Annotated in this window: 22 protein-coding genes and 2 tRNA genes; 18 read left to right on the plus strand and 6 right to left on the minus strand. The window is 66.8% G+C overall.

The features are described 5' to 3' along the window. Positions 1-44 precede the first annotated feature (44 nt). Positions 45-1205, plus strand: coding sequence for a sulfate adenylyltransferase (sat, locus tag Q322_RS0104020; RefSeq protein ID WP_029476175.1), 1161 nt, complete (start codon positions 45-47; stop codon positions 1203-1205). A 147-nt stretch (positions 1206-1352) separates the two neighbouring features. On the opposite strand, the gene panB is transcribed toward sat, so the two are convergent. Further along, positions 1353-2174: a 3-methyl-2-oxobutanoate hydroxymethyltransferase gene (gene panB / locus Q322_RS0104025; RefSeq protein WP_029476176.1), complete on the minus strand. Its 822-nt coding sequence runs from the start codon at positions 2172-2174 to the stop codon at positions 1353-1355. Positions 2175-2224: 50 nt separating this feature from the next. Between panB and Q322_RS0104030 the strand changes: the two genes are divergently transcribed. Next, positions 2225-3160, plus strand: coding sequence for a hypothetical protein (locus tag Q322_RS0104030; RefSeq protein ID WP_029476178.1), 936 nt, complete (start codon positions 2225-2227; stop codon positions 3158-3160). A 305-nt stretch (positions 3161-3465) separates the two neighbouring features. Then, positions 3466-3930: a hypothetical protein gene (locus tag Q322_RS0104035; RefSeq protein WP_156952873.1), complete on the plus strand. Its 465-nt coding sequence runs from the start codon at positions 3466-3468 to the stop codon at positions 3928-3930. Here the strand turns inward: Q322_RS0104035 and Q322_RS0104040 are convergent. Next, positions 3921-4853 (minus strand): phosphotransferase family protein, encoded by a 933-nt coding sequence (locus Q322_RS0104040; RefSeq protein ID WP_029476183.1) that lies wholly within the window; start codon positions 4851-4853, stop codon positions 3921-3923. The genes Q322_RS0104035 and Q322_RS0104040 overlap by 10 nt on opposite strands. Positions 4854-4917: 64 nt before the next feature. Here Q322_RS0104040 and xpt point away from each other — a divergent pair, with 64 nt between their 5' ends. The 4 genes from xpt to Q322_RS0104060 all read left to right on the plus strand — a co-directional run bounded on the left by xpt (position 4918) and on the right by Q322_RS0104060 (position 8713). Then, positions 4918-5499: a xanthine phosphoribosyltransferase gene (gene xpt / locus Q322_RS0104045; RefSeq protein WP_029476185.1), complete on the plus strand. Its 582-nt coding sequence runs from the start codon at positions 4918-4920 to the stop codon at positions 5497-5499. 132 nt (positions 5500-5631) lie between these two features. Next, a complete protein-coding gene (locus tag Q322_RS0104050; protein WP_029476188.1) occupies positions 5632-6120 on the plus strand; it encodes a YflT domain-containing protein in 489 nt (162 codons plus the stop codon). A 56-nt stretch (positions 6121-6176) separates the two neighbouring features. After that, the gene (locus Q322_RS0104055; protein ID WP_029476190.1) at positions 6177-7739 is read left to right on the plus strand and encodes an acyl-CoA carboxylase subunit beta; all 1563 of its coding nucleotides are present in this window, start codon (positions 6177-6179) and stop codon (positions 7737-7739) included. Positions 7740-7912: 173 nt separating this feature from the next. After that, positions 7913-8713, plus strand: coding sequence for a type 1 glutamine amidotransferase domain-containing protein (locus tag Q322_RS0104060; protein ID WP_034417528.1), 801 nt, complete (start codon positions 7913-7915; stop codon positions 8711-8713). A gap of 3 nt (positions 8714-8716) precedes the next feature. On the opposite strand, the gene Q322_RS20585 is transcribed toward Q322_RS0104060, so the two are convergent. From Q322_RS20585 to Q322_RS0104080, 4 genes are all read right to left on the minus strand, one after another. Continuing rightward, on the minus strand, positions 8717-9226 hold the full coding sequence (locus tag Q322_RS20585) for a GNAT family N-acetyltransferase (RefSeq protein ID WP_162176580.1): 510 nt from the start codon (positions 9224-9226) through the stop codon (positions 8717-8719). Continuing rightward, positions 9223-11187: a serine/threonine-protein kinase gene (locus Q322_RS0104070; RefSeq protein ID WP_029476196.1), complete on the minus strand. Its 1965-nt coding sequence runs from the start codon at positions 11185-11187 to the stop codon at positions 9223-9225. The genes Q322_RS20585 and Q322_RS0104070 overlap by 4 nt, the downstream gene beginning before the upstream one ends. 75 nt (positions 11188-11262) lie before the next feature. Further along, the gene (locus Q322_RS0104075) at positions 11263-12444 is read right to left on the minus strand and encodes a DUF885 domain-containing protein (protein ID WP_029476197.1); all 1182 of its coding nucleotides are present in this window, start codon (positions 12442-12444) and stop codon (positions 11263-11265) included. Between the two features lie 855 nt (positions 12445-13299). Next, the gene (locus Q322_RS0104080) at positions 13300-13566 is read right to left on the minus strand and encodes a hypothetical protein (protein ID WP_029476198.1); all 267 of its coding nucleotides are present in this window, start codon (positions 13564-13566) and stop codon (positions 13300-13302) included. A 64-nt stretch (positions 13567-13630) separates the two neighbouring features. Between Q322_RS0104080 and Q322_RS0104085 the strand changes: the two genes are divergently transcribed. From Q322_RS0104085 to fabF, 11 genes are all read left to right on the plus strand, one after another. Continuing rightward, positions 13631-14950, plus strand: coding sequence for a replication-associated recombination protein A (locus tag Q322_RS0104085; protein ID WP_051668154.1), 1320 nt, complete (start codon positions 13631-13633; stop codon positions 14948-14950). 54 nt (positions 14951-15004) lie between these two features. Continuing rightward, positions 15005-15081 (plus strand) — tRNA-His (locus Q322_RS0104090). A 58-nt stretch (positions 15082-15139) separates the two neighbouring features. Further along, positions 15140-15225 (plus strand) — tRNA-Leu (locus tag Q322_RS0104095). A gap of 273 nt (positions 15226-15498) precedes the next feature. Continuing rightward, positions 15499-16884, plus strand: coding sequence for a trigger factor (gene tig / locus Q322_RS0104100; RefSeq protein WP_029476202.1), 1386 nt, complete (start codon positions 15499-15501; stop codon positions 16882-16884). A gap of 135 nt (positions 16885-17019) precedes the next feature. Then, a complete protein-coding gene (locus tag Q322_RS0104105; RefSeq protein WP_029476204.1) occupies positions 17020-18066 on the plus strand; it encodes a beta-ketoacyl-ACP synthase III in 1047 nt (348 codons plus the stop codon). Next, complete coding sequence (gene fabD / locus Q322_RS0104110) at positions 18063-18989, plus strand: ACP S-malonyltransferase (protein WP_029476206.1); 927 nt, start codon at positions 18063-18065, stop codon at positions 18987-18989. Before Q322_RS0104105 ends, fabD begins: the two co-directional genes overlap by 4 nt. Continuing rightward, on the plus strand, positions 18986-19558 hold the full coding sequence (locus tag Q322_RS0104115; RefSeq protein WP_084147780.1) for a DinB family protein: 573 nt from the start codon (positions 18986-18988) through the stop codon (positions 19556-19558). The genes fabD and Q322_RS0104115 overlap by 4 nt, the downstream gene beginning before the upstream one ends. Next, positions 19555-20013: a hypothetical protein gene (locus tag Q322_RS0104120; protein WP_156952874.1), complete on the plus strand. Its 459-nt coding sequence runs from the start codon at positions 19555-19557 to the stop codon at positions 20011-20013. Before Q322_RS0104115 ends, Q322_RS0104120 begins: the two co-directional genes overlap by 4 nt. Beyond that, on the plus strand, positions 20010-20762 hold the full coding sequence (gene fabG / locus Q322_RS0104125) for a 3-oxoacyl-[acyl-carrier-protein] reductase (RefSeq protein ID WP_029476211.1): 753 nt from the start codon (positions 20010-20012) through the stop codon (positions 20760-20762). The genes Q322_RS0104120 and fabG overlap by 4 nt, the downstream gene beginning before the upstream one ends. A 185-nt stretch (positions 20763-20947) precedes the next feature. Next, on the plus strand, positions 20948-21178 hold the full coding sequence (gene acpP / locus Q322_RS0104130) for an acyl carrier protein (protein ID WP_029476213.1): 231 nt from the start codon (positions 20948-20950) through the stop codon (positions 21176-21178). A 104-nt stretch (positions 21179-21282) separates the two neighbouring features. Further along, on the plus strand, positions 21283-22527 hold the full coding sequence (gene fabF, locus Q322_RS0104135; RefSeq protein ID WP_029476216.1) for a beta-ketoacyl-ACP synthase II: 1245 nt from the start codon (positions 21283-21285) through the stop codon (positions 22525-22527). The last annotated feature ends 217 nt before the right edge of the window (positions 22528-22744 follow it).

Raw genomic sequence — 22744 nt, forward strand, 5'->3', positions numbered from 1 at the left:
GTTGAGTCTTTTTATCTACTTCTCGTTCATTCAGGAGAACCCCCATGCCTACCCTGCCGCATCCCGTTACCACCCTGCCCACACCGCTGGGCGGTACGCTGATTCATCAGGTGGACCGTGTCTCAGAAGCCGAACTTCGGGGCCTGCCCCGTCTGGAACTGTCCGAACGCAGCGCCGCCGATCTGGAACTGCTGGCGACGGGCGCATATTCGCCGCTGACCGGCTTTCTGGGCGAGGCCGACTACCTGCACGTTATTGAACACCTGCGCCTCTCGGACGGCACACCCTGGAGCCTGCCCATCACGTTGCCCGTGGACCGCGCCGAGGCCCGTGACCTGCGGGGCCGCGTGGTCCTGACCCGTGACGGCGCGGCGGTGGGCTTGATCGACGTGCAGGAGCAATTTGAGGCCCGCAAACTGTGGGAGGCCCGCGAGGTCTACCGCACCGAGGAGGTCGCCCATCCCGGCGTGGCGGCGCTGTACGCGCAGGGCGAGATCAATCTGGCCGGGCCGGTCACGCTGTTCGAGGTGCCGCGCGGGGCCTTTCCCCAGCACCACCGTACCCCCGCCGAGGTCCGCGCCGTGATCGAGGCGCGCGGCTGGCGCACCACCGTCGCCTTCCAGACCCGCAACCCCATTCACCGGGCGCACGAGTACCTGCACAAAGTAGCGCTGGAACTGGTAGACGGCCTGCTGCTGCACCCGCTGGTGGGCACCACCAAGGGGGACGACGTTCCCGCCGACGTGCGCGTGGAGGCTTACGAGGTGCTGCTGGACCGCTATTACCCACAGGCCCGCACCCTGCTGAGCGTGTACCCCGCCGCCATGCGCTACGCCGGGCCGCGCGAGGCGATCACGCACGCGCTGTCGCGGCGCAACTACGGGGCCACCCATTTCATCGTGGGGCGCGATCACGCGGGGGTGGGCAGCTACTACGGCACCTATGACGCCCAGGAGATTTTCAACGCCTTTAGCGCCGAAGAACTGGGCATCCGCATCCTGAAGTTCGAACACACGTTCTACTGCCAGTCCTGCGCCCAACTGGTCAGCCCGCGCACCTGCCCGCACGGCTCGGCGCACCATCTGGTCCTCAGCGGCACACGGGTCCGCGAGAAGCTGCGCGCGGGCGAGAAGCTGCCGCCCGAATTCACCCGCCCGGAAGTGGCCGAGGTGTTGCGGCGGGCGTACCGGGGCAGCGGGGAATAGTCATACGGATTCCGTTTGTTTCGTGCATGAGTCGGGAAAGCGCCGACTCATCCACTTCACGTCCGGAACCCATTTTTCTTCTGCTCGCTTCGCTCGGATTTCCAGGTGTTCCCAACACCTTTCAATCGGAGTCCGTATCAGACCCGCTCAGTACAGCTTGTCCAGCACCTCGTCCTTCATCACGAAGCTGTTGTCCTTGGCCGGGAATTCGCGGGCGCGGACCTCGGCGGCGTAGCGCTCGATGGCCTCGCGGGAAATCTGGCCCACCTCGGCATAACGTCTGGCGATCTTCTTTTCCTCGCCCTCATAGACGCCCAGCAGATCGTGGGTGACCAGCACCTGTCCGCCGCACCCCACGCCCGCGCCGATCCCGATGGTGGGAATGGTCAGTTTCTCGCTGATGAGTTTGGCGAGGCGGGCGGGAATCACTTCCAGCACCAGGGCAAAGGCCCCGGCCTCCTCCAATGCCTGCGCGCCTTGCAGGGTGGCGCGGGCGCTGGCGTCGTCCTTGCCCTGCACCTTCAGGCCGCCCTGCGCGGTGGCGGTCTGGGGCATCAGCCCGACGTGGCCCATCACGGGGATGCCGTTGCGGGTCAGCGTTTGCACCACGCTCAGGATTTCGGGCGAGGCTCCCTCCATTTTGATGGCGTCCGCGCCGGTCTCCTGAATGACGCGCACGGCATTTCGCATGGCGTCCTGCACGCCGGTGTGGTACGTGCCGAAGGGCAGGTCAACCACCATAAACGTATCCGGCGCACCCCGACGCACGGCGCGGGCGTGGTGGATCATGTCGGCCAGCGTGACCGGAGCGGTGGAGTCGTAGCCCAGCACCACGTTGCCCAGGCTGTCGCCTACCAGGATCAGGTCCACCCCGGCGGCCTCGGCGTGGCGTCCGCCGGGGTAGTCGTAGGCGGTGACCATCACCAGCGGCTGCGGCGAATGCTGAAGTTCGGGAAGGCTGCGCTTCATGGGGGCAGGGTAACGCCTGACGCCCCTTTCGCGCCTAGAATGCTCTCCATATGAGTGACATCCTGAGCGGCTGGACCCCGGCCCCCTCCGGCCACAAGCATGTGGTGAGCGTCAGCTTGGGCAGCAGCAAGCGCAACGCCCGCGAGGAAGTCACGGTGCTGGGCCAGCCGTTCATCCTGGAGCGCATCGGCACCGACGCGGACGCGAAAAAGGCCGCCGAGCTGTTCGGGGCGCTGGACGGACGCGTGGACGCCTTCGGGCTGGGCGGCGCGGACCTGTACGTGATCGCGGACGGCAAGCGCTACCTGTTCAACAACGTCAAGAAACTGGTGGCGAACGCCAAACAAACCCCCGTGCTGGACGGCAGCGGCCTGAAAAACACGCTGGAGCGCGACGCGATTGCCCAGCTCGACCCGCTGCTGAACTGGCGCACCCAGAAGGTCCTGATGGTGTCCGCCGTAGACCGCTTCGGCATGGCCGAGGCCCTGGCACAGCACGGCGCGGACATCGTGTTCGGGGACGTGGTGTTCGGGCTGGGGATTGACCGCCCGCTGCGCTCGCTGGGCGCTCTGCGGAACGTGGCAAAAGTGGTGCTGCCGGTTATTACCAAGCTGCCGCAGGACTGGTTTTACCCCACGGGCGCAAAACAGGAAAGCAGCATTGAGGGCAAGGGGACCAAATATTACGCCTGGGCCGATGTGATCGCCGGGGACACGCATTACGCCAAGCGCTATGCCCCGCGCGATTTAACGGGCAAGACCATCCTGACGCAGACGATCACGGAGGCAGACCGCGAATGGATGAAGGAGCGCGGGGTGGCGCGGCTGATCACCACGACGCCGCGCATGGGCAGCCGCAACTTTGCCACCAACGTGCTGGAGGCCTTCTTCGTTGCCCTGAGCGGCAAGAAAGAAGCGCTGAGCGAGGACGAGTATCTGCGGTACATCCGGGAAGTCGGATTCAAGCCGGAAGTGAATGAGCTTTAAGCAGGAGCCTTGGCAGTTTGCCCCACCCCCCAGCCCCCTACCCCAGGGGGGCAGGTGGAGCAGGCGTTGCACTGGGCAGGGTCCGTTGCGCGTTATGGGCGAGAGTTGGAGGCTGAGATTCCTGCTCACACGCCCCGCTCCGCCGCGTGATGTGCGGCCCGTCCGCTGCGCGCCCGACGGCCCTCGGGTGCGGTTTGCGGCAGGACAGGCGGGGCGGGTGCAGTTCAGTCTGGGACGCCTGTGCTGATGCGTGGGGAAGAGCAGCCTTTTGCGTTTAGGATGATCCCCATGACCAACGGTGAACGGTGAACTGGAAAGCTGTGCTGCTGGCCGCTGCTGTGGCCCTGTCTTCCGGCTCTGGCGCGGCGCGGGCCGTGGGCGAGGCGGTGCTGAGCGGCACCACTTCCGGGGTGTCCTGGGGCATCTATGCGGGCAGCCTGAGCAACGCCAGCTTGCAGGAGGAAGGGCAGGGCCTGCGCGTCGGCGTTCCGGCGGGGGCCAGCGTGCTGGGAGCGCGCTACGACGCAGACAGCAGAACCGCTGTACTGACCTACCGCCTGCCCAGGGGACTGGACGCGCGCAGCGCGCTGGCCTTTGCCACCAACCAGCTTCAGTTGCAGGGCTTCGACGTGGGAAGACGCACCTTCCCCAGCGCCAGCAGCGCCCGCGCCACCCTGAGCCGCGACGGACAGATGATCGAAATACAGACCGCTCGGCAGGCCAGCGGAGATCTTCAGGTGCGGTACGTGTTCGGCGGCTCTCAGCCCTGACCCCCCAGCCACTCCCTCCATTCTGGAAACTGCACCGACACCCGTAAAAGCTGCATCAGCGCGGTGCCGGGGCGGGTGTACCACAGGTCTGTTTCGTGGGCTTCGGGCACGTAGGCCAGGCGGCGGCCAGCGTCGGACAGCAGGTAGGCGAGCAGGCGCAGGGTGGCTCCGTCGTCCAGTTTGGCCTCCTGGCGGTAGCCGCGCAGCAGTTCGGGGGCGGCCAGCGGCCCGGCATAGGTCAGGTCCAGCACTGGATCGCCCCAGCCCGCGTCGCCCCAGTCGATCAGCGCTGTAACCGCGCCGTCTTCTGTGACCATCAGGTTCCCGGCGTGCAGATCGTTGTGCAGGAAGACCGGAGGCGGAGGCAGCGCAGCTTCCAGCAAGCGCGAGACGGTTTCGGTGGCCCAGGTGGCGTCGGCTAGACCCAGCTTTTTGCCCTCGGTCACGCGGGTCAGGGTGCGGACCAGGTTGGGCGGCGCGATGGTTTGCAGCCTGCTGTGCGGGTCCGGCACCTCCCGCACCCCCGCATGCAGCCGCGCCAGCTCTCGCCCCGCCTCCCGGTAGGCGCGCAACAGACGCGGATCGCCCTCGGCCCAGCCGTACCCCTCCAGACTGCGTCCCGGCGCAAAGGCATACACGGTCACAGGAGCGGCCACCACACCCCGGTCATCGTCGAAGACCAGCAGTTCCGGCGTCCGCACTCCGGCACGGTAAGCGGCGGGGGCCGCCACGCTCTCGGTCAGGGCGTCCCTGTCGTCTCCAGGCAGGGGAACGCGCAGCACCACCTCCCTGTCATTCCGCGCGGCGCGGTACACCCGGTTGACGATGCCCACGCTGGGCAGGCGTTCCAGCGTTCCCTTCAGCCCATACTTTTGCGAGAAGGCGGCGAGGTCGGCAGGGGTCAGATCGGGCAGGGCGGGCACGCGGCCCAGTCTGGTCTAAATCTCGCCGCGCCGCACTGCTCACCCGGCAGCTACACTCGCCCCCATGCAATCACTGGTGGACGCGATTCGTAAGCAGGGCGTGATTCTGCCCGGCGGCTTTCTCAAGGTGGACGGGCTGGTCAACCACCAACTGCTGCCGGGGCTGACGCGGGAAATGGGCGTGCGCTTCGCGGAACTGTTCGCGCCCCTTGAGCCGACTAAAGTCCTGACCATCGAGGTCAGCGGGATTGCCCCGGCCATTTCCACGGCGATGGAACTGAACGTCCCGATGGTCTACGCCCGCAAGAAAAAGCCGCTGACCATGAAGGAACCGGCCTTCACGGCGTCCTCGGTCAGCCGCACCAAGGGCGGCAACGTGGACCTGTTCATCAGCAGCGAATTCCTGGGGCCAGGTGACCGCGTGATCGTCATTGACGACTTTCTGGCGTCCGGCGGCACGCTGCGCGCCCTGACCGACATGATCGAACTCAGCGGGGCCACGTTGCTGGGCCTAGGCTGCGTGGTGGAAAAGCAGTTTGAAGCGGGCCGCGAGAACCTGGCCGATCTGGGCGTCCCGATCCATACCCTCGCCAACATCGTCCGCATGGGCGAGCAGGAGGGGATCGTGGTGGAGGTGGGACAGTGAGGCCGGGCGGGGTGCGCGCGAAGACAGGAAACGCGCGAAGATCAGTTGTCCTGGATGCGGTCCTCAGTCGCGCCGTCCTGTGGTTCCCTGAGCTGTGGCCGGGCCCTAAGCTGTGGCAAAGGACGTGACCCCATGACCCAGCCCGATCCCCGCGCCGCCCTGATTCCCGATCAAAGTGCCCGTGTCAACGTGGCCACCTACACCAACTACCTGGACGCCCAGCGCGCTGTGGATTACCTGAGCGACCAGAAATTCCCGGTAGAACGCACCGCGATTGTCGGTGAGGGTCTCAAGACCGTCGAGCAGGTCACGGGCCGCCTGGACTGGGGCCGCGCGGCGGGCCTGGGCTTCGGGCAGGGGCTGTTTATCGGTCTGTTCGTGGGCCTGATCTTCAGCTTGCTGGGCGTGGGCGGCGGCAACCTGCTGTTCTCTGTGGCTTACGGCATGGTGCTGGGCGCTGTTTTTGGCCTGATCTGGGGCCTGGTGGGCTACGCCCTGAGCGGCGGGCGGCGCGACTTTACCTCTATTGGCGGCATGCGCGCCGACCGCTACGTGGTCCTGTCGGACGCCGAGGTGGCCGAGCAGGCGCGGACGCTGCTGGCGAATCTGCCGCCGCGCTGAGCCGTTAGGAAGGCAAGACCCGCCTCCCGACGCCTGGCTTGGATAGGATGCGCCCCATGACACAGCCCGGCATGGAGTTGCAGGAATTGATCGCCGAGATGGAGCAGCGGCGCAGCAAGGTGGAGGCAGGCGGCGGCCACGAGCGCCAGCAAAAGCAGCGTGACGGCGGCAAGCTCACGGCCCGCGAGCGCATCGACGCCCTGCTGGACCCCGGCAGCTTTCTGGAAATGGGAACCTTCGTGGAACACCGGGGCGGACGCCTGATGCAGGGGGTGGAGGCCCCCGGCGAGGGCGTCGTCACCGGGCGCGGCACCATCGAGGGGCGACAGGTCTTCGTCTTCAGCCAGGATTTTACCGTGCTGGGCGGCAGCCTGGGCAAGATGAACGCCGCCAAGATCACCAAGATCATGGACCTGGCGGCCAAGACCGGCTGCCCGGTGATCGGCCTGAACGACTCGGCAGGGGCGCGCATCCAGGAGGGTGTGGACTCGCTCTCGGGTTACGGCGAGATCTTTTACCGCAACGCCATCTATTCAGGGGCGGTGCCGCAGATCAGCGCCATCCTCGGCCCCTGTGCGGGCGGCGCGGTGTATTCCCCGGCGCTGACCGACTTTATTCTGATGAGCGGCGGCAGCAGCTACATGTTCATCACCGGCCCGGAAGTGATCAAGAGCGTCACGCGCGAGGACGTGACCTTTGAGGCGCTGGGCGGCGCGGACGTGCATACCCGCAAGAGCGGCGTGGCCCACCTGGAATACGACGGCGACGAGGCGGTGCTGGCCGGGGTGCGGGACCTGCTGGGCTACCTGCCCCAGAACGCCCACGAGCAGCCCCCGGTGCGCCAGACGGGCGATCCGGTGACCCGCCGCAACGACAAATTGCTGGACATCGTGCTGCCCGATCAGCGCAAGCCCTACGCCATGCACGCGGTCATTCACGAACTGGTGGACGACGGGGCGTTTCTGGAAATCCAGCCGAACTGGGCCAGGAACATTCTGGTGGGCTTCGCGCGTCTGGGCGGACAGAGCGTGGGGATCGTCGCCAACAATCCGCGCGTGATGGCCGGAACGCTGAACATCGACGCTTCAGACAAGGCCGCCCGCTTTATCCGCACCTGCGACTGCTACAACGTCCCCGTGTTAACGCTGGTGGACGTGACCGGCTTCCTGCCGGGCGTGGCGCAGGAACACGCCGGAATCATCCGCCACGGCGCGAAGATGCTGTACGCCTACGCCGAGGCGACCGTGCCCAAGATCACGCTGATCACCCGCAAGAGTTACGGCGGCGCGTACCTGGCCATGAACAGCCGCGACATGGGCGCGGACGTGGTCTACGCCTGGCCCACCGCCGCCGTCGCCGTGATGGGCGCGGAGGGAGCCGCCAACATCGTCTACCGCCGCGAGATCAACGCCAGCGCCAACCCCGAGGCCACCCGCGCCGAGAAGATCGCCGACTATAAAGACGCCTTCGACAACCCCTACGTGGCCGCCAGCAAAGGCTACATCGACGACGTGATCTCGATGGAAGACACCAGAGCGCGCCTGATCCAGACCTTTGCCATGCTGCGTGACAAGGCAGAGACGAGGCCGTACAAGAAGCACGGGAATATGCCGCTGTAGTGGGGCATGTTCGGAATGAGGGTGGGGTCTGTGCATTTCAGGGCCGCCGTCTGCTCAGCCAGGTGATGAACAAATGGGAAAGATGGCGTTGTTCCCGTCCACCACAGTGTTCCATCCTCCCAGCGTGTCCCGCCTGACAGAGCGGGGGACGGGCCGGGACTAGGGTGTCCGGCATGACCCAGACCGACGCCAGCAAGACCGATACCAGCAAAAAGATTCTCGTCATCATGTCCAGCGATTCCGAGTTGCCGTTGCAGGGCGGCAAGACGCACGCCACCGGCTTTTACCTCAACGAGTTCGGCGTCCCGGCGCACCGGCTGGTGGAGGCAGGCCACACCCTGACCATCGCCACGCCGCGCGGCAACCGTCCACCGCTGGACGCGGGCAGCGACAGCAAGGATTATTTCAAGGACGAGGCGGAATACCAGCAGATCGGGGCATTCGTGAACGAGGTGCTGTCCGGCGAGATCGTGCCGCTGGCCGACGCAGTGACCAATCTGGACGCCTTCGATGCCGTGTTCCTGCCCGGCGGCCACGCGCCCATGATCGAGCTGATGCACAACCACGATCTGGGCCACGCACTCCGGCACTTCCACGAGCGTTCGCTGCCTACCGCGCTGATCTGCCACGCACCCGTGGCCCTGCTGGCCGCCCAGCCCGCCGCCGGAGCGTATCAACGGGCGCTGGAAGCGGGTGAAACGCCCGACGCCAGGGACTTCGCGTACAGCGGCTACCGCGCCACGGTGTTCAGCACGCCCGAGGAAAAAGACACCGAGGGCGGCTTTGAAGCGCCCATGCTGTACTACCCTGCCGACGCCCTGGCTGCGGCAGGCATGACCGTGCAAAACGCCGAGAAGTGGACCAGCAACGTGGTCCGGGATCGCGAACTCATCACCGGCCAGAACCCCATGAGCGACGAGGCATTCGTGGAAGAATTTTTGAAGGCGCTGGGGAAAACGTCCGCGCAGGGCTGAGGTTCAGACTTTTTCAGGGCTGCCGCGCGCTGAACCCACGCGGTCAGGGTGTGGATGGCCGACTCCTGATCGGGTGAACTGGCCCGCTTGATGGAGTTTGAGTGTCATCTCGGTTCCGCTGCCCGTGAAACCCAGAGCCTCGTACAGATGCCTGGCTTCAGAGGTGGTCCCCAGACTCAGTCGGGTCACGCCGCGTTCACGGGCTGCGTCCAGACAGCAGCCCAGCAGTTCACGCGCCAGACCTTGCCGCCGATGGTCAGGACGGGTCCAGACATTCACGATCCGCCCCCGCCACGGCTGCGGATCGCTGCGTGTGGGTCCCCACTCCAGCAGGGTCAGGCCCGCTCCAGCCACCACCTCACCCTCCACTGCAAGAAATCCCAGGTACAGGCCACGATGCATGGCCCCCGCCACCCAGTCCGCATAAACGGGGCGCTGGGCCGCGTCCACCTCTGCCGGGCAACGGTACCGGGCGACCCCAGGGGCGTCGGCGGGCCGGACCGGGCGAATCATGCGCCCAGCATGGCTCCGGGAACCTGCTGACGGTAGGCGCGCAAGGTGCCGTCCATAAAGGCCACGTACAGCGTGCCGCCCGCCGCCAGCGGGGTGGCCTGGACACCGGTACTCTCCTGCTGGGTCCAGCGCACCGCGCCGTCGCGCACGTCCAGCGCGCACAACTGGCCGTTCTCAGAGGCCAGGAAGACCAGGCCCGCGCTAATCACCGGGCTGGCGGTCACGCGGCCATCCATGCGGTGCGCCCACAGGTCCTCGCCGTCGTTCAGGCGCAGGGCGCGCACGGTGCCGTCCCAGCCCGCCAGAATCGCCACCCCGGTATCGGCGGCCCCGCTGTGGGTCACGGCGGGCGAGGCCCAGACCTCGTCTTCCAGATCGTAGGTCCACAAGATCGCCTCGTCCTCGGCCAGCGCCACCCGCCCCGACGCAGCGCTGAGGGCCAGCGCGTGAACCTCGCCCTCCCAGGTCGCCACCAGCAGCGTGGCCGTGCCGGAGGGACCGGGCAGCAGCGCCGGGGTGCCGTGGACTGTACCCACCTCCACCTTCCACAGCGGGCCACCGCTGCGGGCGTCCAGGGCGTGCAGCCAGCCGTTCTCGTCGCAGACCAGCGCCGCCCCGGCCCAGACCAGCGGGCTGGCCGCCACCGGGCCGTCGGTGCGGTAGGCCCAGGCCAGTTCCCCGGTGCGGGCGTCCAGGGCGTGCAGGTGGCCGTCGCGGCTGGAGGCCAGCACCCGCCCGGCCCACAGCGTCGGCGCACCCGTCAGCTCGGCGCGGGCCTGATGCCGCCAGACCTCCGCGCCGCCCTGGAGTTCCACCCGCCGCAGGGTGCCGTCCCACGCGCCAAAAAAGATATGCCCGCCCTGGAAGGCCGCCGGGGCCGTCACCTCGTCGCGGGCCGCGTAGGTGGCAAAGGGCCGTCCGGAGGCGTGGGTCAGCACCAGTTGGCCGCCGCGCGTCCCCACCGCCACCAGATCGCCCTCGCCCACCACGGCGGCGGGCCAGGTGACCTCGCCGGGCAACGGCACGCTCCAGACTTCTTTCAGGTGCGTCACGCGGGCCGGGCCGTCGGGGTGTTCACCGGTGCGGGTGCGTCCGCCCCGGTACTGGCCGCGCGCGTGGCCGGTCCAGATGTCGCGCCGCGCCAGCGCCCACAGGTGGGTCAGCGCCTCGCCGGTCTCGGGGCGGTCCTCGGGCTTCTTGGACAGCAGCGCCAGCAGCACGCGCGCCACCGCGTCGGGCACCGCCGGATTCAACTCGCGCGGGTCCGTGATCTTCTCGTAGACATGCTGGAACAGCACACTCTGATCGCTGTCGCCCACAAAGGGCGGACTGCCGCAGGCCACCCGGTACAGCACCGCCCCCAGCGCGTACAGGTCACTCAGCGGCCCCACGCCAATCCCCTTGGCCTGCTCCGGGGCCATGTAGGCGGGCGTTCCCAGCGTCAGGCCGCTGCGCGTGAGCTGCTGGCTGTGTTCCGACAGCGCCACCAGCCCAAAGTCCATGATGCGCGGCAGCCACGCCTCGTCCAGCAGCACGTTGCCGGGGGTCAGGTCGCGGTGAATAATGCCGCGCGAGTGGATGAAGTGCAGCGCCCGCGAGGCGAAACTCGCCGCCGTCAGGTAGCGGGCCAGCGAGGTTGGCGCGTCTTCCAGCGGCCCCAGCACCGTGATCGGGCCGCCGGTCATCAGGGGCATGGTGAAAAAGGGCCGCCCGTCGGTGGGGTCCACGCCCAGGTCCAGCACCGGCACCACCCCTGGATGCGTCAGCCGGGCCAGCGTGCGGACCTCGCGCAAAAAGCGTTGTTTGTCGGAGTCCGGCACATGCGCGTGCATCATCTTGACCGCCACGTCGCGGTCCAGCAGCGAGTCGTGGGCGCGGAACACCAGGGCGCTGCCACCCTCGCCCAGCGGGGAACGCAGGTCATAGCGGCCTGCCAAGCGTGTTCCCACCTCTAACGGCATATCGGGAGGAAGTCTAGCGTGTGGGGGGAAGGGTCAGGGGGTCTGAAGGTCAAAACGTCTGAATGCCCATAGCCCTCAGTCTGCGGCCAGTTGGCCCGGCGTCAGCGGTTCGCGCAGCAGGCGGCCAAAGCCTCCAGGGCCGTGCTTTTTGATCCAGCCCCGCACCAGATCGCTGCCCACACTATAAGTGAAAATGTACGCCCGGAACTGCGGCTGCCCGATGAAACGCAACGTCTGGCGCGCGCGTTCCGGGGTGGCCAGGGCATAACGGCGCAGGAAGTCCAGCACCTCGGCCTCGGGCCGGTTCTCACCGTGCAACATCAGCGCCGCCGTGCCGCTAACATTCTTCAGCCCCTTCTGCGCCCCGGTCACGTCCAGAAAGGCACGCACGTCTCCCCCATCCAGCCCCGCCAGCACGGCCAGCTCGCCGCACAGCCATTCCTGGACCTCGGCCTCGTCCATCACGGCGTCCAGGGCGTTGGTGGCGACGCCCTCGGAGACGGCGCATTCGGGGGCGTTCATCAGTTGAATGCCGTGTTCCAGCCAGCCCTTCTCGCGCACCAGCAGGGCTTCTTTGGTGGCGTGTTCGGTGTGGTGGCCGGGATAGCCCTCGTGGGCCAGCAGATCGGGCAACCCGGTCAGCGGCACGGGCAGGTCCGTGTTGATGTCGATGCGGCTTTTCAGGTTCCCCAGCGGCCAGTTATATCCGCCCCACGGCCTGTCCGAGACCAGCGAGATACTGAAATCCTCGCCGTCCGGGAGGCCGAAGCGTTCCTGGGTACGCTGCCGCAGTTCGGCCAGAATCGGCCCGGCCAGCCGCAGCAAGTCCTCTTTGGGCACGATGACTTTCTGCCGCAATTTTTCGATGCGTTCCGGCAGCGGCCCACTGCCCGGCACCGCCGTTTCCAGCGCGTCCAGGGCGGCGTCCAGTTCAGCCGTGTCAGCCCGCACCGGGTCAATGTCGTACAGGCTGCACACCTCCTCCTCGTATGGGATGGTTTCGCCGCCAATGATGCGGGTCATGGTGTGCATGGCCGACACCTGCACGCGCAGAAATTCACGCCGGGCGTCGTCAGTGACGTCCTGCACGTCCGAGAGCAGGGCCTCGGCCTCAGTCTGGAGTTCGGCAGGCTCACGGCGGGTCCGGTCTGCCCACTCCTGTGGGCCGCCGTAGCCGTCCACGAAGCCCCCCGAATGCACGTCGATGGCGTGGGCCAGGCGGATGTAACGCTGGGCGATGTCAGGGGATGGGGTCATGCGGGGCAGGATAGCGGGGGAATGGAGAAAGACCCGTCCATTCCTTCCTCTCAGGATGCTTCAATAGCGCAGTGGGATACGACGCCTTCGTCCGTTGCAACTGTCTGCCCGGCGGCCTTGCTGCGCCGCCCCCCTGCACGGTGGTCTGGGATGAGGCGGAGGGCATGTATGTTCCTGAACCAGCCATTGATACCGACGAGCTTTTCTGGAGGGTGAACGCCTGGCAGAAGACAGCGTGTCTCCACCGAAACATGCGGTTGGCCGACGAGCATCTGGGCAATATCTCCGCGCTGGGCGCACTGCGGGCGGCCATCGCCACCATTGGCCGTGAACGGATTCCAACGCTGGCGCGCGTTTTGCCCACCTTCAACGGCGGGCATGTTCCCGTGCAGAACAATTCCGGGGTGCTGCGTGACCTGGACCGCTTTGAAGCGCTGGTGCCAGGGCTGCCTACCCTCATGCTGTCAGACGGCGAAAGTGGGCAGGAGTTGTACAGCATCTTTCCCGGCGAGGAAGATGTCTTTGTCTACTCGCCAGACGGTTATCTGGGGCTGGATGATCAGGGTTTTTTCGTGCGCCAGAATGAGCAGATTGTCTTTCGCGGAACGCGGGTGCGTCAGCAGGTACAGCCGGACGGGCGGTTGGCCCGGTTCGAAAATCTGGACACCGGCGGGGCCATTGAAGATGCGCCGCGTCGCTCATCGGCGAAGGGTCGAGCGCGCCCTCCCTCCTGCTGGTGGCACCCGCACGGGTCCAGCCGTCTGAATATGCCGGGATCATCGGTGCGTTGCGAACAGTGTTCACGGCTTCCAGCGAGGTGGGCAATCCGGTGTACTGGACCTGAAAACTCTTTTCTTAGTCCCCCACGAACACCGCCCGCACGTACGTGCCGTCGTCTCCCACGGCGGGCAGCCCAGTTTCCGAAACCTTCTTCAGGCGTTCCAGCGCCAGCGCCACCGTCGGTCCCTCGCCGTACATCTTCACGGCGTCGGTGGTGAGCAGCAGTTCCAGCCCGCGCCCCGGTTGCGCGGCCTGGAAAATTCGTCCTTCCGGAGTCCCGCGCACCGTGACCACCACCCCGGCGGGAAAGCGGGCGAGTTGCACTTGCCTGGCAAAGTCCATACGTGCAGCATAAATCGGAGTCCGGTCCACAACGCCACGCGCCCAACCCACTATCCTCGGCCCCATGACCCTGTTCGATCCCCCTGCCCCGCTGGCCGAACGCCTGCGCCCGCGCACCGTCGCCGAGGTGATGGGCCAGACGCACCTGCTGGGGCCGGGTAAACCGCTGTCGCGCGTGCTGGCCTCGGGCCGCCTGGGTTCGCTGATCCTGTGGGGACCGCCTGGCGTGGGCAAAACCACGCTGGCGCGGCTGCTGGCCGGGGAGGTGGGCGCGCATTTCATTCCGCTGTCCGCCGTCTCGGCAGGCGTCAAAGACGTGCGCGAGGCCACCGCCGAGGCCGAGCGCCTGCGCGGGCGCGGGCAGAAGACCATCCTCTTTCTGGACGAGATTCACCGCTTCAACAAGGCCCAGCAGGACGCGCTGCTGCCGCATGTGGAATCCGGGTTGCTGACCTTGATCGGCGCGACGACCGAGAATCCGTCCTTCGAGGTCAATCCGGCGCTGCGTTCACGGGCGCGGACGCTGGTGCTGGAGGCGCTGAGTCAGCAGGAGGTGCGCGGGCTGCTGGAGCGGGCGCTGGCTGACCCGCGCGGGCTGCCTGGTGTGGAGGCCGAATCGCAGGCGCTGGACCTGCTGGCCCGGCTGGCCGACGGGGACGCCCGCCGCGCGCTGAGTACGCTGGAAGTCGCCAGCTCGCTGGCCAACCCGGTGACCCCGGAAGCCGTCACCGAGGCGTTTGGCCGCCACCTGCCGCAGATGGACAAGAACGGCGAGGATTTTTACAACCTGATCTCTGCGCTGCACAAGTCGGTGCGGGCCTCGCATGTGGACGGCGCGCTGTACTGGCTGGCGCGCATGCTGGAGGGCGGCGCGGACGGGCTGTACGTGGCCCGCCGGATTGTCCGCATGGCCGCCGAGGACATCGGCCTGGCGGACCCGCAGGCGCTGCGGCTGTGCATTGCCGCCCGCGACACCGCCGAATTTCTGGGCAGCCCGGAGGGTGATCTGGCCCTGGCACAGGCGGTGGTGTATCTGGCGCTGGCCCCCAAGAGCAACAGCGTGTACGTGGCCTGGAAACGGGCGTTGGACGCCGTGCGGGACGGCGAAACGCTGCCCGTCCCGCTGCACCTCCGCAACGCGCCCACCGCCCTGATGCGGCAGCAGGGCTACGGCGGCGGCTACGCGTATTACTTCGATGACCCGGCAGGCTCCTTCGCGCAGCATTACCTGCCGGACGGCGTTCACCTGGGCCTGTATCAACCCACTGGCGAGGGCTGGGAGGCGCGGGTGGAGGGGCGCTGGCGCAAGTTGCAGCGCGCACACGGCGAGGAAGAAGCCAGTGATGGCGCAGTGGTCATTGACACCCCGGCTGAGGGCGTCTAGGATGTGTGGGCCTGTAAGCGCGGCCAGATCAGAGGTTGGGCGACACGGCGTACGGTGGGTTTAGCTCAGTTGGTTAGAGCGCCGCTCTGTGGCAGCGGAGGCCGGGGGTTCAAGTCCCCTAATCCACCCCACTTTTTTCCGGCTCCCCGCCTTGACAGGCCAGGGCCGGATTTTTACCTTCAAAGACCTGCGGGGATGGCGGAACTGGTAGACGCACTAGACTTAGGATCTAGTATCCATAGGATGTGAGGGTTCAAGTCCCTTTCCTCGCACCAGATGCGGCGCGGCGGCTCTTTCCCACACGGGAGGGCCGCCGCTCCGCTGCCTGTGGTGGCCTGCCTGGGGTGGCAGATGAGGGGACGGGCAACTGGGGTGGGTGTACGCCGGGGGGCCGGACGCACTATGATACCGGGCGGCATGTCGCGTGCGCGCTGGCCCCATTGCGGCGGGCAGCGCAACCGACACGGCAGAAATCTAAGCTGGAATGCGCCCCTTTGGCGGTGGTCCCCACTGGACCGGGCCGGGGGACAGCGAACGGGAGAAATGACGTGGCAGAACTGATCAGCAGACAGGGCAACAAGGTGGAGTTCAAGGTTTCCGTTCCCGCCTCTGAGGTAAACCGGGCGTACGACCAGGTGTGGTCCGGGCTGGCGCGCGACGTGCGCGTCCCCGGTTTCCGCCCCGGCAAGGCCCCCCGCAAGGTCATCGAGGGCCGCGTGGGCAAGGGTTATGTGGAACAGGAAGTGCGCGAACGCCTGCTTCAAGCCAACTACAGCAAGGCCGCTCAGGAGCTGAAGCTGAGCCTGGTGGACGCCAACATCGACCCCCAGGAAGTGGTCAGCGGTCAGGCTTTCGAGTTCACGGTCAAGGGTGAAACCTACCCCAAAGTGAAGCTGGCCGACTGGAGCAACCTGAGCCTGAGCGCCGAGTCTCCCGAAATCACCGACGACGTGATGGAGCGCACCCTGGGCGATCTCCAGGAGCGCAACGCCACTTTCGAGGAAGCGGACCGGACCATTGAGGCCAGCGATCAGGTGACCGTGGAGGAACAGGGCGAGGACGGCGGCACCTACCCCATCTACCTGGACGTGGCCGAGGAGCACGTGCGTGAAGCGCTGCTGGGCAAGAGCAAGGGCGACACCGTGGAAATCACGGTTCCCGCGCACCAGCACGGCGATCACGAGCACCCCGAGCACCGCGTCACGGTGGTCATCCAGGACGTCAAGGTCAAGAAGACCCAGGCGCTGGACGACGACTTTGCCAAGAGCCTGAACTTCGACAGCCTGGAGCGCCTGCGCACCGACCTCAAGTCCGAGCTGGAGCGCCGCGCCACGCAGGAGGGCGACAACGCCCGCCGCGAGGAATTCGTGGGCCATCTGACCGACCATATGGACGCCGAGATTCCTGCCGCACTCCTGGACCGCCGCCGCGACGCCATGCTGGAGGAGATCAAGGATGACCTGGGCCGCCAGGGCGTCAAATGGAGTGAGTACGAGAGCTTCATGCAGGAGCAGGGCAAGTTGGACGAGTTCATGGCCGACCTGTCCAAGAACGCCGAGAGCCGCGTTAAGCGTGACCTGGCGCTGGAGCAACTGGCCGAGGACCTGAAGGTGACGGTCAGCGACGCCGAATTCAACCAGACCATGAACGCCCTGGCCCAGTCCAACAACATGACTGCCCAGGATCTGAGCAAGCAGTTGGGGCCGGACGGCATCAACACCTACTACACCAGCCTGATGCGCGAGAAGGGCCTCCAGCAGGCGATGGCGCAACTGAGCAAGCCTGAGCAAGCAGAGCAGGAAGGGCAGCAGAAAGAGAAAGCCCCGGCGCAAGCAGCTCCTGAAGCAACGCAGGAGGCCCAGGTCGAGGAAGCACAACCGGAAGCCGAGCAGCCCCAGACCGAGCAGGGCGAGGGCGAGAACAAGACCGAGTAGTTGACAAGTCGAAGAGGGGGGGTGCGTCCTGCGGGGCGCGCCTCTTTTTTGCTCTTGGGCCACAAATACAACCCGTCTCCAAACCCTGAACTCAATTCATTGAACGTCCGTTCAAAGAATGCTACCGTGACGGACATGAGCGCCCCTTCCAATCGCCCCAGTATCGGCATCACCGCCCTGGGCAGCTACGCGCCCGAGCGGATCGTGACCAACGCGGATTTCGAGGCGTACATGGACACCAACGCCGAGTGGATCGAGTCTCGCACTGGCATCCGCGAGCGGCGGTTCGCGGCCCCCGACGAGTACACCTCCGACGTGGGCGTGGGCGCGGTGCGCGACATGCTCTCGCGTGACCCGGACGCCCTGAAGGACGTGGACGCCGTGATCTGCGCCACGGTCAGCCCGGACGCGCTGATGCCCTCGACTGCCGCGCTGATCGCCATGCAGGTGGGCCTGGCGGGGGCGGCGGCTTTTGACCTGTCCACCGCCTGTAGCGGCTTCGTGTACGCCCTGAGCGTGGCCTCTGGCCTGATCCAGTCCGGCGTGGCGCGGCGCGTGCTGGTGGTGGGGGCCGAGGCGCTGAGCAAGATCGTGGACCAGCAGGACCGGGGCACGGCCATCCTGTTCGGCGACGGTGCGGGCGCAGCGGTGGTGGGGCCGGTCCCCGACGGCCTGGGTTTTCAGGAGTTCATCATGGGCGCGGACGGCGCGGGCGGGTCCAGCCTGTACCTGCGTAGCGCGGCTCCACAATTGCCCGGCGGCTTTCAGATGGGCAAATACGTGGGGATGAATGGGCGCGAGGTCTTTAAATTCGCCGTGCGCGTGCTGGGCGACAGCGGTCAGAAGGTGCTGCAAAAGAGCGGCCTGACCAGCGCAGACGTAGACTGGGTGATTCCGCACCAGGCCAATGTGCGGATCATCGAGGCCGCTGTGGAACGCTTCGGCATTCCCATGAGCAAGACGGTGGTGAATCTGGACCGCTACGGTAATACCTCCAGCGCCACGGTGCCGCTCGCGCTGCGCGAAGCCGTGGACGATGGGCGCGTGCAGGACGGCCAGCAACTGCTGCTGATCGCCTTTGGCGGCGGCCTGAGCTGGGTGGCCGGAACGATGAGGTGGTGGAGCGGTGCGCCCAGCCTGAAGGCAAGGCTTGCTCCCGCGCTGGCGGAGGTGGGCGCTTGAGCGGCCCCAATAGCACGAACAGGATTGCCGCCCTCTTTCCCGGCCAGGGTTCGCACGCGGTGGGTATGGGGGCCGATCTGGCCGCCGCGTTTCCGGTTGCAGAGGCTGTGTATGCCGAGGCCGAGACAACGCTGCCGGGCCTGCGCGCCCTCATTGAAACCGGCCCGATTGAGGACCTGACCCTGACCGCCAACCAGCAGCCCGCGCTGGTGGCCGCCAGTCTTGCCGCTTACCGGGCCTGGCAGGAAAAAACGGGCCAGACGCCGGAGGTGGCTGCTGGGCATTCGCTGGGCGAGTACAGCGCCCTGGTGGCGGCTGGAGTCCTGACCCTCACGGACGCCCTGCGTCTGACCCGCACGCGCGGCACGCTGATGCAGCGGGCGGTGGCCCCCGGCGACGGGGCCATGAGCGCCATCATGGGCGATCCGGCGGTGGTGGCCGAGGTCTGCGGCGGCATCGACGGCGTGCAGCCCGCCAACTTCAACGCCCCCACCCAGACCGTCATCAGCGGCGCGGCGGGAGCGGTGGCAGAAGCCAGCACGCAGCTCAGGGCGCGCGGGTTGAAAGCCATTCCCCTGAAAGTCAGCGCCCCGTTCCACTGCGCGCTGATGGCCCCCGCCGCCACTGGCCTCTCGCCCGATCTGAAGGCGGCAGCTTACGGCCCCTTCGCCTTTCCGGTGGTGGCGAACGTGACGGCGGAACTCACTGACGACCCCAAACGGGTGCCAGAGCTGCTGGAACGCCAGATCACGGGCGCGGTGCGCTGGGTGGAGACCATCCAGACCCTGGCAGGCAAGGGTGTGGATACCTTTATCGAATTTGGCCCCGGCGAGGTGCTGAGCGGACTGGTGGGCCGCATCGTGCCGGGCGCGAAGACCGTGAATGTGGGCACGGCGGCGGATGTGGAGGCGTTGGGAGCATGAGCGCTGGGCCTGATCCGGTATCTTGGGCCGATTTGCGGAACGCTTTTGTCCGGGCAGCCGACGAGATCGGCGAATATTTTGCTGGCCTGGCCTCGACGACATTCACAGACGGCGACACGGAGCACTGGTCACCCGCGCATCACCTCGATCATCTGATCCGCTCGAATCTGCCGGTTGCGGGTGGGCTGGGCGTGGCGCGCGGGCGGCTCCAGCCCCTGCCGCCGGAGCATCAAACCAGAACTTACCGCCAGATTCGGGCCGACTACCGCGCTGTCCTCGCTGGCGGAGCCAGGGCGTCCGGGCGCTGGCTCCCGCAGCCGCAGGGCAGTCAGACGGAACTGGTAGAGCGGTTCAGGGCTTCTCTGAGCGCGGTCAATGATGCCCTCGGAGGATGGCCAGACGCCGGGCTGAATGCCTGGGCCATGCCCCATCCGGCGCTGGGGGTGCTGTCGGTGCGCGAGATGCTGCTGTTCACGCTGATGCACAACCGGCACCATGCGGACGGCGTGCAGGCGCGGTTGGGCAAGGTTGCGCCGGGAACGGTCAGCATGGACAATGCCTCATTATGAAAAGACTCGCTCTGGCGTTTCTCGTCGCTGCGGCGGCCACATCCTGCAACAGACAGCAGGGGTTCACGCCCACGCCGATCCCCTTCGCGGATCATCCCAGCATTCTGCGGGGAAGCTGGAGTGGGACGACTGCCGCTGATCAGCGGTTGCGCCTGGAATTGACCGCCGCCTATGACAGCTCTAGCACCTACCGGGTAACGGGAACGGGCAGTCTGGAGGGCGAAACACTGAGCGTGACCGGAAGTGTGATGGGCGGCTCGCTGCATACGTATCTGCGCCCGCAGCTCACGCCCATTCCAGAAGCGGCGAAATTGACATTGAAGCGGACAGGCAAGGCAGATCTGGAGTTGACCTGTTCCGCCATCGGCGGCGACGCCCCTCCTGCCCCGTGGTTGTGGCGCTGTGTGCTGCCGGAAAACCCAAACCCGTTCAATCTCGTCAAGGAAACGTCATGACCGAACCAAGCCCCAACAAAGTGGCCCTCGTCACCGGCAGCAGCCGGGGCCTGGGCCGCGCGATGGCCCTGAAACTGGCGCAGGGCGGCTTCGATATTGCCGTCCACTACGGGCGCAACGCCGCCGAGGCCGAGAAGGTGGCCGGGGAAGCCCGTGCATCCGGCGTCCGCGCCGAGGTGTTCGGGGCAGACCTGACCACGCCTGCCAATGCCGGAAAACTCGTCGAGGACGTGATCGCGGACATGGGCCGTCTGGACGTGCTGGTCAACAACGCCGGAATCACCCGCGACGGCCTCGCCATCCGCATGAAGGACGAGGACTGGGACGCCGTGATCCAGACCAACCTGTCCAGCGCCTTTGCCGCGTGCCGGTCGGCCATCAAGCACATGATGCGTGCCCGCAGTGGGCGGATCATCAACATCGCCAGCGTGGTGGGCCTGACCGGCAATCCGGGGCAGGCCAATTACGTGGCCAGCAAGGCCGGACTGATCGGCCTGACCAAGGCGCTGGCCAAGGAATACGGCGGGCGCGGCATCACGGTCAACGCCGTGGCCCCCGGCTTCATCGAGTCCGACATGACTGCCACGCTGGCGGAGGATGTGCAGCAGGGTTACCTAGCGGACATTCCCCTGGCCCGCTTCGGCCAGCCGGAAGAGGTCGCCGCGCTGGTGGCGTTCCTGGCCTCAGCCGGGGCCGGGTACATCACCGGGCAGACCATTGGCGTGGACGGCGGACTCAACCCGCACTGAGCGGGCCGGCGGGCCTGAGCGCGGCTCTCTGCACAGCTCTCTGGACAGCTCTCTGGACAGCTCTCCGCGCGGCCCTCCCGAACTGCCCGTTTGCACCCCGTTCAAGAACGCAGCCCAGGACACCCTGCGCGTGTAGACTGGCCCAGATTTCAAGTACGGCACTTCAAGGAGAGGAGGAACAAACTATGGCGACTTTTGATGACGTGAAAGATGTGATTGTGGACAAGCTGGGTGTGGACGCGGACAAGGTGAATCCGGAAGCGCGCTTCGTGGAGGATCTGGGCGCGGACAGCCTGGAAACCGTGGAGCTGATCATGGGCCTGGAAGACAAGTTCGGCGTGACCATCAGCGATGAGGATGCCGAGAACATCCGCACCGTGCAGGCCGCCGTCGATTACATCGAGAGCAAGCAGTAAACCGCGGCTGCCTCCGGCCCTGATGGCCGGGCAGGACCAGCAGGACAACGGACGGGGCGCGGGTAACACCGTGGCCCCGTCCTTTCTGACAAGGGAGGGAAAGTATGGGCGTTTCAGGACTGAGGCGGGTGGTCATTACGGGGCTGGGGCCGGTGACGCCCATCGGCATGGGGGCGGCAGCCTACGCCGAGGCGCAGCGCGCGGGCAGGAGCGGCGTGGGGCCGATCACGCATTTCGACGCCTCCGATACCGCCAGCAAGATCGCGGGCGAGGTGGGGGGCAGCCTGGACGAATTCATCGATCCGCGCGAGGCCCGCAAACTGGACCGCTACGTGCAACTGGCGCTGGCGGCCTCGGAGCTGGCCGCCCGTGACAGCGGTCTGAGCGCCGAGGAGTTGCGCGGCGAGCGCGTCGGCACGGTGGTGGGCAGCGGCATCGGCGGGGTCAAGACCTTCGAGGATCAGGCCGGGGTGCTGCACGAACGCGGGCCAGGGCGCATCAGCCCGATGTTCATTCCCATGATGATCGCCAACATGGCCACCGGACACGTCGCCATGAAATTCGGCGCGACGGGGCCGAGCAGCACGGTGGTCACCGCCTGCGCCACCGGCACCGGGTCTATCGGCGACGCCGCGCGTTACATCCAGCTCGACCTGGCCGACGTGATGATCGCGGGCGGCACCGAGGCCGCCGTCACCCGCATCGCCATCGGCGGGTTCTCGAACATGAAGGCCCTGTCCACCCGCAACGACTCGCCGGAAACGGCCAGCCGCCCCTTTTCGGCCACCCGCGACGGCTTCGTGCTGGGCGAGGGTGCGGGCATTGTAATCTTGGAGGAGTACGAGAAGGCCAAAAAGCGGGGAGCCACCATCTACGCCGAGATCGTCGGCTACGGCACCAGCGCCGACGCGCACCACATCACCATGCCCGCCCCGGAGGGACGCGGCGCGCAGGTGGCGATGCGGATGGCCCTGAACACGGCGGGGGTCAACCCCGAGCAGGTGGGCTACGTCAATGCGCACGGCACCAGCACGCACTTCAATGACCTGTACGAGACGCAGGGCATCAAGCATGTGTTCGGCGATCACGCGGGGAAACTGGCGGTCAGCTCCACCAAGTCCATGACCGGGCACCTGCTGGGCGCGGCGGGGGCCATTGAGGCCATTGCCGTGGCGCAGGCGCTGAGAGACGGCATCCTGCCTCCCACCATCAACCTGACGGACCCGGACCCCGCACTGGACCTGGACTACATCCCCGAGGGCGCACGCGAGAAGCAGGTGGAGTACGTGCTGAGCAACTCGTTCGCCTTTGGCGGGCAGAACGCGGCGTTGCTGTTCAAGCGGGTGTGAGGGACAGGTCTAACCGTTCGATTGTCTAAAAATCTGAAGGCGAAGGGCAGTTTTGAGGTTGACAGGCCGGGTAGACCCCACCAGCACTGCGCGCCACCTCTTCTCAGAAGGGAGGCAAGAGGGCGCAGAATCTCAGGCCAGTCGCGCATCCCAGCTCTCTTTGAGGGGAGCTGGCGGCGAAGCCGACCGAGAGCTTCGCCTGCCAGGCCACCCCCCA

The sequence above is a fragment of the Deinococcus frigens DSM 12807 genome, assembly GCF_000701425.1.
In the GTDB taxonomy this organism is placed as follows: Bacteria; Deinococcota; Deinococci; order Deinococcales; family Deinococcaceae; genus Deinococcus; species Deinococcus frigens.

Bases quoted from the DNA above. Each gene is read 5' to 3' on its own strand.
- sat (WP_029476175.1), top strand. From the start codon at position 45: ATGCCTACCCTGCCGCATCCCGTTACCACCCTGCCCACACCGCTGGGC.
- panB (WP_029476176.1), bottom strand. From the start codon at position 2,174: ATGAAGCGCAGCCTTCCCGAACTTCAGCATTCGCCGCAGCCGCTGGTG.
- Q322_RS0104030 (WP_029476178.1), top strand. From the start codon at position 2,225: ATGAGTGACATCCTGAGCGGCTGGACCCCGGCCCCCTCCGGCCACAAG.
- xpt (WP_029476185.1), top strand. From the start codon at position 4,918: ATGCAATCACTGGTGGACGCGATTCGTAAGCAGGGCGTGATTCTGCCC.
- Q322_RS0104050 (WP_029476188.1), top strand. From the start codon at position 5,632: ATGACCCAGCCCGATCCCCGCGCCGCCCTGATTCCCGATCAAAGTGCC.
- Q322_RS0104055 (WP_029476190.1), top strand. From the start codon at position 6,177: ATGACACAGCCCGGCATGGAGTTGCAGGAATTGATCGCCGAGATGGAG.
- Q322_RS0104060 (WP_034417528.1), top strand. From the start codon at position 7,913: ATGACCCAGACCGACGCCAGCAAGACCGATACCAGCAAAAAGATTCTC.
- Q322_RS20585 (WP_162176580.1), bottom strand. From the start codon at position 9,226: ATGATTCGCCCGGTCCGGCCCGCCGACGCCCCTGGGGTCGCCCGGTAC.
- Q322_RS0104070 (WP_029476196.1), bottom strand. From the start codon at position 11,187: ATGCCGTTAGAGGTGGGAACACGCTTGGCAGGCCGCTATGACCTGCGT.
- Q322_RS0104075 (WP_029476197.1), bottom strand. From the start codon at position 12,444: ATGACCCCATCCCCTGACATCGCCCAGCGTTACATCCGCCTGGCCCAC.
- Q322_RS0104080 (WP_029476198.1), bottom strand. From the start codon at position 13,566: ATGGACTTTGCCAGGCAAGTGCAACTCGCCCGCTTTCCCGCCGGGGTG.
- Q322_RS0104085 (WP_051668154.1), top strand. From the start codon at position 13,631: ATGACCCTGTTCGATCCCCCTGCCCCGCTGGCCGAACGCCTGCGCCCG.
- Q322_RS0104105 (WP_029476204.1), top strand. From the start codon at position 17,020: ATGAGCGCCCCTTCCAATCGCCCCAGTATCGGCATCACCGCCCTGGGC.
- Q322_RS0104115 (WP_084147780.1), top strand. From the start codon at position 18,986: ATGAGCGCTGGGCCTGATCCGGTATCTTGGGCCGATTTGCGGAACGCT.
- Q322_RS0104120 (WP_156952874.1), top strand. From the start codon at position 19,555: ATGAAAAGACTCGCTCTGGCGTTTCTCGTCGCTGCGGCGGCCACATCC.
- fabG (WP_029476211.1), top strand. From the start codon at position 20,010: ATGACCGAACCAAGCCCCAACAAAGTGGCCCTCGTCACCGGCAGCAGC.
- acpP (WP_029476213.1), top strand. From the start codon at position 20,948: ATGGCGACTTTTGATGACGTGAAAGATGTGATTGTGGACAAGCTGGGT.
- fabF (WP_029476216.1), top strand. From the start codon at position 21,283: ATGGGCGTTTCAGGACTGAGGCGGGTGGTCATTACGGGGCTGGGGCCG.